The organism is Nonomuraea composti (genome assembly GCF_012034275.1).
Lineage (GTDB): Bacteria > Actinomycetota > Actinomycetes > Streptosporangiales > Streptosporangiaceae > Nonomuraea > Nonomuraea composti.
This window is the reverse complement of record NZ_JAATEP010000109.1, coordinates 1-11,433: the sequence shown is the minus strand read 5'-3', so window position 1 is coordinate 11,433 and position 11,433 is coordinate 1. Positions and strand designations below refer to the sequence as shown.

Sequence of the window (11,433 nt, the reverse complement as noted above, 5' to 3'; positions counted from 1 at the left end):
CCTCACCCAACCCGGTGATCATTTCCGGTCACAGCACTAGCGACCTTGGTTACGCTGACGAGCAAGGCGCTGGCATCGGCCTATCCATTATTTCCCGCGCATGGTGCCCTGGCCAGGTGGGGCGACGTCGCGAAGCTCCTTGATCGACTTGCCACTGTGTAAGGCGTCGGGACCCCTCTCGCCCCTGGGAATATCGGCGCCTCCTCGCTGTTCTGTGCTTCACCGGCTTTCACTGCCGAGCCTGTACCGTCGCGATGAAGGCGCCGACGCCCACGCACGCCGGTGACCTTTGCCTTCCGGTACGCCCTATGGGGCTGTCCTCTTCCGGGATTGAACGCCATTTAGGCAAGGAGCCATGCGATTCAAGCGGAGATTTCGTCATTGCCGCACTCTGTGTTTCTTTCCTGAAGAAGTGGACTCCTTGAAGCGGTGAATCGCCCCAACAAGTTTCTGCGCTGCCGTAGCGCTAGATCAAAAAGCTCCCTGTCGCTTGCTCTCGCCGGTAGCCAGCCAAACTCGTGGGGAGACTGGTCGATGGATCCGCGATATTGCGGATCCGCAGACTTGGATCGAAAGCCCAGCAGGTCGAGCAGACGGCGACGCGCCTCCCTTAACTCCTTGCTGAGATCGATCGGTGCGTAACCGGTGAGCATGTGCTCAGCGGCCCGCATATTGACCGTTGACGAGGGCCAACCGGTGGTGGCCCACTCGCGCTGACATTCCGGGCAGCGCGTCCACGCTCCGTGCTGTTTACGGCAGCGAATGGCCCTCTGGAAGGAGCGATACGACTTTCCCGCGTCATGCGACAAGCTAGTCAGGAAATCGAAATCGAGAATATCTGAACTCGTCGCGCCGTCGAGCAAGCACGCCGGATCCGGCTCGCTATGACGGTGAAGAAGGAAGCGAAAGAGGTCGGAGAATCGTCTCGGTCGACCGACGGGCATGAAAGAAAAGACTAGTGTCTTATCACCGACGTACCGATCGTGGACCTCGAAGTTCTTCCGCGCTGGTCGCGGGCGTTCCGATGGGAACGCGGCCTGGGCTGAAACGTCCGTGAGCCGGTTGCTTCCTAGCTGCCCCTCTCGCTCCGGATCACGTCGGGTAAGGGGTGGCGGTTGCTTCCCGGCAGATTTCCGCTCCAGGATCGCCGCGTACGCCCGGAGGAGCCCTGGTGGCGCATCATCCATGAGACCCACGGCGAGCACCGCGATTCGCCTGGCAACATCATCGCGAACCTCGTCCAGAACGCCGTCATCCGCAAGTTGGTGAAGAACCCTGTCCGGACCGCCCGGTCGTTCGATCACTCTCAGTACCGCGCGCATCTGCGGTGGCACTCTCAGGCCAAAGACACCCGCCGACCGCCAGACGTCCACTGGGGCAAGCGGCCGGGGCACGGCATGGGCGAACGTATCGGCACGGGGCCACCACAGATCGTTCGTCGTGTTTCCCCTGGCGAGTCGCGCGCCGGTTCTATGCGCCACGGCTTGCCGGCACAACATTGCCAGAATCCGCGAGACCAGTTCATTGACGTCGAACCGGGCACTGAGAGAAGGGCGGTGGGCGCGGGCCCGCCGAACTGTTTCGGCGGGAACCAGCGCCTGGATCCGCTTGACCACCGGGCTGCCCAGCGACGAGCCCTCCAGCAGGTCGTCCAATTCATCTCGGGCATGCGCCTCGGGCCCGCCAGGTTCTACGCGTGCCCGTGGGGTCCACCGGTCTTCTGTCTGACTCATGACCGTCACCTCTCCGCGTCATCGGAATCTGTCGTGGTCTGCGCGGCCGTGTGTCTCCTGCCGAATTTCTGACGAACCCGCCTCAGCCGGCCTTCTAGCGCCTTGGCGGTGAGACCTGCCATCTCCGCGACCTCCTGCTGGGTGTAGCCAAGCGCGCTGTACCACAGGACCTGATGCATCTCGGGTGCCGTGATCTGCGCCATGGCGCGGGAGATCTCGTCGCGCACGATGACTTGGTGCTCCGGTCCCGGGGTGAGAGCGAGCTGCCGTACCGGCTCCCACGCCGCGACGTCATGGGCGAGCCCCGCGGCGACGACCGCGCGTTCGAGCCGTTGCTGCCGGCATCTGTGGCGGTAGACCTTCTCGAAGCCGAACAGGCATCCTCCGATGAAGTATGTACGCATCGACGCGCCCCGGCGCGGATCGCACTGGCCTTCCTCAACCGCGCGGCGGAATCTCTCCACGCCCTCTCCTGCAAGGTCGTGCACGAACTCCTCGACCTCGTCTCGATCCCACGTTCGCCAGTCGAGCGGGTCGCGGGTGATCTTCGGGAGCGGCTTCTTACCCCTGCTGGCCCGGGTCTGGTTCGCCTGCTCCCGCCGCTGGTTGACCTTCGCGAAAATCTCCCCTCGTGCCACCCACATCCCCAAGATCGGCAAGCTGTAGATGACCAACTGCTCCGCAACCCTGTCGAAACGGTCACGTCGGCCTACCGCAAGGTCGGCCCGCAGGAGCATCACGATCTTGTGATCGTTCTCCAGTCTCGCCTGCCGCGCCTCGTCACTCTCGGGCTCAACATCGTCCGCAAGCTGCCTCTCGGCATCCGCAACCAGGTCGCTGTCGATCGGCGACGCCAACTCCTCGGCAGCAGGTTCGTCATCCCTGCCACCTCCGTCGTCTCCCCACGTCGGCACCGCTGGACCACAGGAGTCACCGTCGTAGCAGGTGCAGCCTGGGTCGGGCTGTTCGTGGGCCATCGACATACCCGCTCCCCTCGAGGAGTTGGAGGACCGCAGGGACAGCCACGGTCCGGGGGACATGGTTGAGGGTGTACGCACTGCTCTATGCAGCCCGCGACGGATTTCCCCCGCTCTGTTCAGAAAATCTTCTTGGCGTCTCGAACGAGGGTTATGCCGATGTGACTGCCTATGTCCTGAGCGACATCTCCGTACTGATGTGACTCAAGAGACAGAAGGGAACCACATGGCGAGCCACCCTAACGCCGTGCAACCTCCAGGCACGGCCAATCTCAGCCGCACGCCGCCCGGCTGCGACGCCCGCCTCAACCACATCACCGGGTTCGCTGGAGGCAACAGTGCTGTCTGAACGCACCCTCCTCACCTTCCTATGCGCGATCATCGCCACGGCGATCATCACCGGCCTGATGCTCGCCGACGGAGCCACCTGGCCGAACGCCCTCATCGTGGGGCTGGGAGCAGGAGGTGGCACCCTGATTGGCGTCACAAGCTTGATCAGCAAGAGCAAGCAGCCCTGAGCGCCGCGAGCCACCCTGCGGTGTCGTGTCAGCGGCAGCGTCAGCACGGCGAAGGCCCGCTATCAGAGCGATCGGCGATCGTAAACGCCATGAACGGTGGCGCGCCTGCCCGTTCCACCGAAACGCTAAGGAGCACCACCATCATGGCCATCACCCTCTCCGACCAGGACCAGCTCACCCGCCGCATCGCCGGCTGGGGTGCCGTCTGGCTGATGTCTGCCGCCGACGCCGCCGGCTCGGCCCACAAGGCCGCCACCGACGGCTCCATCGCCCTGACCTCCGCCACCGGCCTGGTCGGCCACGTCCTCGCCAGTCCCTCAAGGGCCTGACCGGCAAGACCACCGCCGCGCTCGCCGACCAGGTGCTGCTGCCCGCCCTGACGCCTCCATCACCCTGCTCAAGCAGCAGGCCCCGGAGGAGGCCGACAACTTCCGCCGCACCGTCACCATCGCCGTCGACGCCGCTATCCAGTCCCAGAAGGGCGAGACCAGCCCCACCATGACCGAGATGGCCCGCAAAATCACCGAGGCCCTCGACACCGCCTGATGAATGCCAGCCCGCGCAACTCCCGCTCGTCACGGGGTTCTCTCCGAACCCCGTGACACCCCGTTCAACTGCATTTCGTGACAACGAGCGCACCCACCCTGTCCATCACTTGCACCGAGCAGAACGAGCCCGCCCCTCAGACCGGGCAGGATCGTCCCGGAGCTGCAGAGGCTCATTGAGGAGATCGTCGATTCCCATTTCGTCGGACTGCAGCTGCACGTCAACGATGAGCATGGCGTCGTAGGTCGGGAGCGCCGGCTTGCGCCTGCTGGACGGGACCGACAAGACGCCGGTCGCCGGTCGACGGGCACGTCCGGGTCGGCGGCAACACCACGACCTTCAGTCCGGCGCGCGGACGGGCACCCGACCGTCAAGCGTGTTGCCCGGGTACGCGCCCACCTGGTTGCCCCAGCATCGGTGGAATCATCTTCTACTGAAGATTGCCCGAAGGCACGAATGTCGGGGCGCTAGCCTACCGTCCATATCGTGATCTCTTATGTGACCGGCGACGCGACGCAACCCCACGGCCAGGGATCAAAGGTCATCTGCCATGTGTGCAACGACATGGGCGGCTGGGGTAAGGGCTTCGTTCTTGCCCTCTCCCGGCGCTGGCCACAGCCAGAAGTCGACTACCGAGCCTGGCACCGCTCCGGTAACGACTTCCAGCTGGGCGCAATTCGGCTGGTCCAGGTCGAACCCATGCTATGGGTCGCGAACATGATCGGCCAGCACGGCATCCGGCCCACCAAGGACGGCCCGCCCATCCGTTACGAGGCCCTGGATCGCTGCCTGTCCGCTCTGGCCGACGAAGCCCTGAACCTCCACGCGAGTATCCACATGCCTCGGATCGGTGCTGGTCTCGCGGGCGGCTCTTGGGACCGGATCGAACCACTTATCCTCAAGCAGCTGACCGAACGCGCTATCACGGTCACGGTCTACGACCTGCCCTAACCATGTGGGCTCTACTGAGACCAGCCTCCCAACATCACGGCTACGGGCAGGAGCCAGTGGTGCTGGAACGGGGTGCGGACGGTGCCGCCCCATGCCCCGGTACCCCTTCGTCCGAAGGTCTCCCCCCTCGACGGCGGTCAGGGCATCGACGGACCGGCGGCCGCATACCACGATCAGGTCATGAGCGGCGCCGGGCAGGGCGGGCGAGACCCACACCAACAGGCCCGCCTCATTGGCCAGGACCTGAACGTTCTCCAGAACTATGCCGTTGATCGACTCCAGCCAGCCCCAGCATCGACCAGGCCGGGCCTTCACCAGCCAGCGTGAGGCCGATGAAGACTTCCATGACGGCCGTCAGGCGATCGCGCACTACGCCGCGTAGCCAACAGTAGGCCCTGGAACGGTCTCGTCTAATCCTATGGTCAGCACCCGCTCCTGAAGAGCGGGAGCGTCTTACGGGCTGCCAGCTACAAATATGGCCCTGACCAGCTCGAACACCTGTCCTGCGACGAGCCGCAGGAGGCCCACGCCGAAGAGCTCAATACGTGTCGAGCAGCACCCACATATCACCACATCCATAGACAAACTAGACTCGTAGTTGCTGGAGCTCTCCTAAAGCGGGTGCCGCAGGTTCGAATCCTGCCGGGGGCACTCACCTAGATCGCCACATACGGCCCCTGACCTGCGGTTTCACAGCCGCAGGTCTTTTGTTTCGCCACCCCCGATAGGCAGCGGACAGTGCCCGTACGCAGCCGTACGACCATGATCAGGGGACATGCCGGGGATGATCTTGAGGCCGTTTCCCCAGGTCAGCGCCTAATCTCGTGTCATCCGCGTAGCCGATAACCCACTACGACCGCCTCGCCCGCAGGCGACGCAGCCGCCGATCGTGCCAAATACGTGCGTACAACCAGGAACGGCAACCGACCATCGCAGCCGCCGCCCGGCAGCTTGCCAGCAGCCGCTCCTTCTCCTTCATATCGGCCGAGTGGCGCCTGTACTCCGCGGCAATGCGCAGCCAGAGGCGAGCGATTGACCAGACCGAGGCCAGTGCGACGATCCCGGCCAGCGACACGGGCAGCGGCCTAACATGCGCGGCGCCTGAGACCAGGAAGCCGCCTGCCACGAACGCCGCGATCGCGGTGAGCATGCACCTCACTCTCATACCGCGTCCCCACCGACGCCGAATGGGATGAGTTTCTCGGCCACTTCGAACGGCGCAAGGTCGCCCTGGGCGACTGCGGCCGCGCCTACGGCACCAGCTGCCAGCATGAGCACAGCTGCATCAGATGCCCTCTCCTCCGCGTTGACCCCGCCCAACGACCACGGCTTGAGGAGATCCGCGGCAATCTCCTGGCGCGCATCACCGAAGCCGAGCGCGAGGGTTGGCTGGGTGAGGCCGAAGGCCTGCACGTCAGCCTGGCCGCTGCCCAAGCCAAGCTCGCCCACCTCGACGACCGCGCCCGCCAAGCCGCCACCGTCCAGCTCGGAATGCCGAGTTTTCGCCAGATCGTCGCCCGGACCGCCACGTTGCCCCACCCTCCTTGATCGAGAAACGACGGTTGTCGCGATCCTCGGGGCTCTGGCAGCTCTGAGGCCAGCACACTAGAGCGAGACGCTGCTCGCCAGCCTTCACTAGTGTGACTTCCCCCCACCTCGCAGAGGAGATCCTCAGACCATGGCGCTGAACTTCGACACTCGCACGGCTCCCCGCAATCACGCCGAGTACAGGAAGCTCGCACTGGCAGTGCGAGGAGCGACCAAGGCCGACGAGACGCTCTGGCTGGAGTGGAAGTCCGAGCTAGATCTCGACCCAGCCGACAAGAGCGACAAGAGCGGCCGAGCACACATCGCGCGAGCCATCATTGGATTCGCCAATCGCATGCCCGACACGGCCAGTCGCTACGTCGAGGGCTACGGATTCCTGCTAGCCGGCGTGAGCCACGAAAACATGAACGGGGTCAAACAGCACGACATCACGGAACTGGTCCGTTGGATCCAGCCCTACGTCGGCGAGGAGATCCGATGGCAACCCACCTACGTCGAAATCGACCAAGGCGAGGGACCAGTCGCCATCCTGGTCATCACAATCGATCCCCCGCGCTGGGGCGACCCGATCTACTGCATGCGCAAAGAAGCGCCATCGTCCTCCAGGGACAAGAGCATTCCCGAGGCAGCGATCTTCGTTCGTCGCCCCGATGGGACAACTTCCCGAGCAAGAGCAGCCGACGTTGACGCGCTGAGTGACCGGTTAGTCCGCCGAGCACCCACCCTGGACCTTGGACTAACGCTCCGACGAGGCTCCGTCTTGCCTATCACCTACTTGGAGGAAGAAGCTCTGAAGCCTCTGGCGGAGCGCCAAGGTCAGCTCGGTCCCGTCTTGCGGCCCCCAGGTGAGACACGATCCACGGCCGAATATCGCGCAGAGGTGCACCGCTACCTGGACGGATGTCGCGCCAAGTTGTCCGAGGCCATAGACGACACCGCAGCAGCCGTCGTGGACCCCGTCGAATTGCGTCTGATCAACAACACCGACACGCCCCTCCTTAGCGTCCAGGTCGTTCTCCAGATGCCCGGCGGGGTGCGGGCGCTGGAATATGAGGAGGGTGATGAACCAGGCGCTGAATACTTCTTTCGGGCATTGCCCAAGCTTCATCCTTATGGCGCCGGCCTTCGATTCCTTACACCTGACTTAGGGAACCTCCGTGGGATCCGGTCGGTTCACGCAGGGCCATCCATTCGGATCGACAACACAGGGCCTCTGGTCATTCACCTTCCGCCCGTCGATCTTCGTCCTGGACAACATGTCGATCTTGAACCATTCGTCCTCATCGCGCCAGGAACATATGTCGGTGGTATCACTGCGGAGTGGACCGCGACCTCGACCAACATGAACGGAAGTCTGAACGGTCAACTGGTCATCAACCGTGATGAACCGCAGTCCTTCCTCGGGCTGCTCACTAAGCAGCCCACATCCTGACGGAACGGATGCCTTGGAGTTGCATGGCTCACTTCTAGTGACGGGCCTGGGAAATACCGGAAATCCTGGGCCTCGTCGACTGACAGCCGCCAAGGTGGGAGCGGACCCCCACGAACCCCTTGAGGACAGCCATGAAGCCTCGCTCGATCGCTGTCGCTGTCGCCGGCGCGCTGCTCGTCGTCGCGATCATCTGGATGCTCGGCCCTGGGGCGTCCTGGTGGCTGCAACACGTCGATCGCGCCGTGGCCTGCACCTCACGCACAGACCTCAAGACGGTCGGAGTCACGTGCCTGTCCAGCAAAGACTGGGTGACGGCCACTGATTCAGTCCGCGGCCGCGCCCTGGCGGTCGCCACCGGTCTGGCAGCGCTACTGGCGGTCTATTACACCGCCCGCAACGCCGACACCGCCCGGCGCACCTTCCAACTCGGCGAGCGCGGCCACGACACTGACCGCTACAGCAAGGCCGCCGACCAACTCGGCCATGACAAAGCGCCAGTCCGGCTGGCCGGTCTCTACGCGCTCGAAGAACTTGCGCAGAACAACCCACGCCTACGGCAAACGATCGCGGACGTGCTCTGCGCATATCTCCGGATGCCCTGCGCTCCGCCCGAAGAACCCTCCACGGCCCGCAACCCCGCGGCCGAAGAAGCCGATCGCCGTGAACGGATCCGCGCCGCGCAACGCAAGGCACGAAGCCGAACGACGGAAATGGTCAGCGGCCCACCAACCCCTGACCCTCTGGAGGAACACCAGGTCCGCCTCACAGCCCAGCGTATCCTCACCGACCACCTGCGGTCCCCCTCGCCGAGGGGACAGCGATGGCGGCCGCGTGTCAAACGACCTCCTGGGACCTTCTGGCCTCGCATCCGTCTCGATCTGACCGGAGCTCTACTCGTCGATCTTGACTTTCGTGGTTGCCAAGTGAGCGATTCACGGTTCGACGGGGCTACATTCAGAGGCAACTCAAAATTCTATGGGGCTGTCTTCCACGGCAACGTATCGTTCGAGCAGGCCACCTTCCACGGCGTCCATTTTGACGGTGCTGTCTTCCACGGCCAAGCGTCCTTCGAGCTGGCCGCCTTCCGATACGGCGCGACATTTAGCGGGGCTGTCTTCAACAGCGACGCACTCTTTGGATGGAGCGCCTTCATGCTCGCGTTGTTCCAGAGAGCTACCTTCCAAAGCGACGCCCTGTTCGATGAGGTCGGTTTCCACAACGGCGGATCGTTCGAGGAGGTCACTTTTAGCGGCAGGTCATCGTTCGACGGGGCCACCTTCGGCGCCGGCATCCGTTTCGATCAGAAGCAGCGAGTCGACCTCGATGGAGCATCTGTTGAGCCCCACGCCATGCGTGTGGAGCATCGATGGCCGCTGGGCTGGCTGGTAGAGCCGGACGGGAAGGGGGGCGGCCTCCTGCGGCCAGACTCTCCGCCCGAGCAGAATGCGGACCCTCGGCGCCCCGAAACCCTCATCTGAACAGGATCTTCGCCACCCGCAGTTGATCGCCCATCCTCATTACGCAAGTCCGCGCCCGCCAGTCGCAGGCTCCATCCAGCCGAGCGCCGACCAAGCGGATCTCACCCGTGGCCGCGAACCCTTCCATACACCAGACGCCGCCGTTCACAGCCATCCCGCCACCACTCGACGCGCACCGGCGCGACACTTGTTGGCGTCGGAAGAGACCTCAGACAGGACATTTCCGATGACCTCCTCAATCAGCCCTGCGGGGTCGCTGACCGGCTGCGAGCCGACGGCGGCATGAGCCTGATGAACGCTCACATAGGCGTCAGCCTCAGGCTGAACGGCGCCAGACTGGACCACCGCCTAACGCACCAGCGATGCGGCCCTGTCGATGAACCTGTCGACAGCCTGCCGAACCTCGCCCATGCGCTTATCCAGTTCCTCGAGGGTTACCAGCGTGTGGATGTCAGCAGCGAGTTCCATCGCCGCGCCGGCGAGCCGTAGAGCCTCATCATCGTCCGTGAGCAGGCGTACCAGGCAAAGCGCTTGCCACGCAGCTGCTCGACTCTGGTTCTGAATCGCCTTGGCCTCCGCGTACGCCTCCGGACTCGCGTCTGCCCGTCTCTTCGCTCCCCAACGTGCCCCCTGCTTTACACGAAGATCCAGAACAGCGCCGGCAAAGGCGCTATAAGCTTTCATGCGCTCCTGACGGAGCCGCTCTGTCCGCGTGAAGCTCTCGGTACGGGCGACCGTCCATCTCTGGAAGAGGAAGGTCGTGAGTGAACCTAGAAGGGTTCCTGCGATAGCGATGAGCGCAGCGAAGACAACCTGCATAACTTCAGTTGAGCACTACTGTGCTCGATGACAAACTCGGCCCTACCGCGAGGTGGGGACACCTTGAGCGCCGGATGATGGAGATCCGAAGACAAAGAGTTCCACGTGGCGATGAAGTCGTACCCGCCGGAGTTCAAGGCGGACGCCCTCGCGTTGTATCTGTCCGGTCCGGGACGGACGCTGGCCTCGGCGGCTGAGCACTTGGGGATGTGCAGGCTGAGGCGGGCTGGGGTAGCTGGCCGTCCTACGCCGAACTTAGCTTGACGCCCATTTGAGCCTTAACGCGGAATATGCCCCCAAATGCAACCTCAACCTGCATTGATCATTTAGCTGGAAACGTCCCCCAAGTCGTGATCATGCACGTGCGGGCTTATCATCTGGGTCAACAAGTGGTGCTCCTGAGGGGGATGCGCCCGTTGGTGCGTCTCGCGGGAGACACATGGAACATGACGTTGACGTCGAGGGGCTATCGATCGAGTTGCCTTCTCGATGGTCCGATTCGATCAAAGTTGACAAGAACATCGCACGCCAGCTCCTTTGTCCACCACGCAAGGCCCGTCTTGTCAATGAGAACCAGTCAGTATGGGCGGCCGCAGAGGACCAGCGCTGGCCTGTCATCAAAAGCCCCGCCCCGGAATACGTGCACCTCGTCCGGAAAAAGGAGCGGTTCGCCTGGGGCGGCCCCTCCGAGGCGCACGCTCCGGCCGGAGTAAGGGCATCTCTCGAGGGAGCCTTTCGTCTGCCCGGCCTCGACGCGCAGAGCCCGCGAGGGTTGCGTGCACCCCAGACCGGCGCTCTCCTGGCCGTCTTCGCCCACTGGACCACCGGAAGCCAGCACCCGGCAACGGTCGTGATGCCCACCGGCACGGGCAAGACTGACACGATGGTGGCGATCTACGCAGCCGCGCGCCCGGAGCGCCTGCTGGTCCTCGTACCCTCCGACGTGCTGCGCGGTCAGACCGCGGGCAAGTTCGAGACCCTTGGCATCCTGCCTGAACTGGGCATCGTCACCGGCCCGTTCGAACGCCCTGTGGTAGGCCGCGTGGAGCACCACTTCGAGTCGGGCGACCGCGCCCGCTCCTTCGCGCAGGCGTGCAACGTGGTGGTCACTACCCCCGCCGCCCTTTCGGGCTTCCCCGAGGACGTCCGGACCATCTTCCTGGCCGAGTTCAGCCACCTGTTCATCGACGAGGCACACCACGTGGCGGCCAGAACCTGGAGCGAGATCCGCGACGCCTTCGACGGCCGGCCCGTCGTCCAGTTCACCGCCACCCCCTTCCGGTCGGACGGGCGCCCCCTTGGCGGACGAGTTGTCTACGCCTTCCCGCTGCGCGAAGCGCAGGCTCAGGGATATTTCGCCGGCATCGACTACATCTCCGTGCTGAGCTTCGACGACCCGGACAGGGACATCGCCGAACGCGCCCTGTCGTG

At 64.1% G+C, this 11,433-nt stretch carries 11 protein-coding genes; 6 read left to right on the top strand and 5 right to left on the bottom strand.

The window, feature by feature from the left end:
* Positions 1–362: 362 nt before the first annotated feature.
* Together HCN51_RS56860 and HCN51_RS56855 are read right to left on the bottom strand one after the other, a co-directional pair.
* Positions 363–1,655, bottom strand: coding sequence for a hypothetical protein (locus tag HCN51_RS56860; RefSeq protein WP_168022091.1), 1,293 nt, complete (start codon positions 1,653–1,655; stop codon positions 363–365).
* A gap of 83 nt (positions 1,656–1,738) precedes the next feature.
* Positions 1,739–2,716 (bottom strand): helix-turn-helix transcriptional regulator, encoded by a 978-nt coding sequence (locus HCN51_RS56855; protein WP_168022090.1) that lies wholly within the window; start codon positions 2,714–2,716, stop codon positions 1,739–1,741.
* A 332-nt stretch (positions 2,717–3,048) separates the two neighbouring features.
* On the opposite strand from HCN51_RS56855, the gene HCN51_RS56850 reads away from it, so the two are divergent.
* The 3 genes from HCN51_RS56850 to HCN51_RS56840 all read left to right on the top strand — a co-directional run bounded on the left by HCN51_RS56850 (position 3,049) and on the right by HCN51_RS56840 (position 4,725).
* Positions 3,049–3,228 (top strand): hypothetical protein, encoded by a 180-nt coding sequence (locus HCN51_RS56850; protein WP_168022089.1) that lies wholly within the window; start codon positions 3,049–3,051, stop codon positions 3,226–3,228.
* A gap of 143 nt (positions 3,229–3,371) precedes the next feature.
* Positions 3,372–3,557: a hypothetical protein gene (locus HCN51_RS60955; RefSeq protein ID WP_240974289.1), complete on the top strand. Its 186-nt coding sequence runs from the start codon at positions 3,372–3,374 to the stop codon at positions 3,555–3,557.
* Positions 3,558–4,260: 703 nt separating this feature from the next.
* Positions 4,261–4,725, top strand: a complete 465-nt coding sequence (locus tag HCN51_RS56840; protein ID WP_346434185.1) for a macro domain-containing protein — start codon at positions 4,261–4,263, stop codon at positions 4,723–4,725.
* A gap of 850 nt (positions 4,726–5,575) precedes the next feature.
* On the opposite strand, the gene HCN51_RS56835 is transcribed toward HCN51_RS56840, so the two are convergent.
* Positions 5,576–5,875 (bottom strand): hypothetical protein, encoded by a 300-nt coding sequence (locus tag HCN51_RS56835; protein ID WP_168022088.1) that lies wholly within the window; start codon positions 5,873–5,875, stop codon positions 5,576–5,578.
* Between the two features lie 11 nt (positions 5,876–5,886).
* Positions 5,887–6,264, bottom strand: a complete 378-nt coding sequence (locus HCN51_RS56830; protein ID WP_168022087.1) for a hypothetical protein — start codon at positions 6,262–6,264, stop codon at positions 5,887–5,889.
* A gap of 139 nt (positions 6,265–6,403) precedes the next feature.
* Here HCN51_RS56830 and HCN51_RS56825 point away from each other — a divergent pair, with 139 nt between their 5' ends.
* Positions 6,404–7,705 (top strand): AlbA family DNA-binding domain-containing protein, encoded by a 1,302-nt coding sequence (locus HCN51_RS56825; protein ID WP_168022086.1) that lies wholly within the window; start codon positions 6,404–6,406, stop codon positions 7,703–7,705.
* 131 nt (positions 7,706–7,836) lie between these two features.
* A complete protein-coding gene (locus HCN51_RS56820) occupies positions 7,837–9,183 on the top strand; it encodes a pentapeptide repeat-containing protein (protein WP_168022085.1) in 1,347 nt (448 codons plus the stop codon).
* Between the two features lie 348 nt (positions 9,184–9,531).
* On the opposite strand, the gene HCN51_RS56815 is transcribed toward HCN51_RS56820, so the two are convergent.
* Positions 9,532–10,002, bottom strand: coding sequence for a hypothetical protein (locus HCN51_RS56815; protein ID WP_168022084.1), 471 nt, complete (start codon positions 10,000–10,002; stop codon positions 9,532–9,534).
* Positions 10,003–10,441: 439 nt separating this feature from the next.
* Between HCN51_RS56815 and HCN51_RS56810 the strand changes: the two genes are divergently transcribed.
* The coding region (locus HCN51_RS56810) for a DEAD/DEAH box helicase family protein (RefSeq protein ID WP_168022083.1) at positions 10,442–11,433 on the top strand (992 nt) is incomplete at its 3' end.

Coding starts and splice junctions, on each gene's coding strand:
- HCN51_RS56855 (WP_168022090.1), bottom strand. CDS start 2,716: ATGTCGATGGCCCACGAACAGCCCGACCCAGGCTGCACCTGCTACGAC.
- HCN51_RS56825 (WP_168022086.1), top strand. CDS start 6,404: ATGGCGCTGAACTTCGACACTCGCACGGCTCCCCGCAATCACGCCGAG.
- HCN51_RS56835 (WP_168022088.1), bottom strand. CDS start 5,875: ATGCTCACCGCGATCGCGGCGTTCGTGGCAGGCGGCTTCCTGGTCTCA.
- HCN51_RS56815 (WP_168022084.1), bottom strand. CDS start 10,002: ATGCAGGTTGTCTTCGCTGCGCTCATCGCTATCGCAGGAACCCTTCTA.
- HCN51_RS56820 (WP_168022085.1), top strand. CDS start 7,837: ATGAAGCCTCGCTCGATCGCTGTCGCTGTCGCCGGCGCGCTGCTCGTC.
- HCN51_RS60955 (WP_240974289.1), top strand. CDS start 3,372: ATGGCCATCACCCTCTCCGACCAGGACCAGCTCACCCGCCGCATCGCC.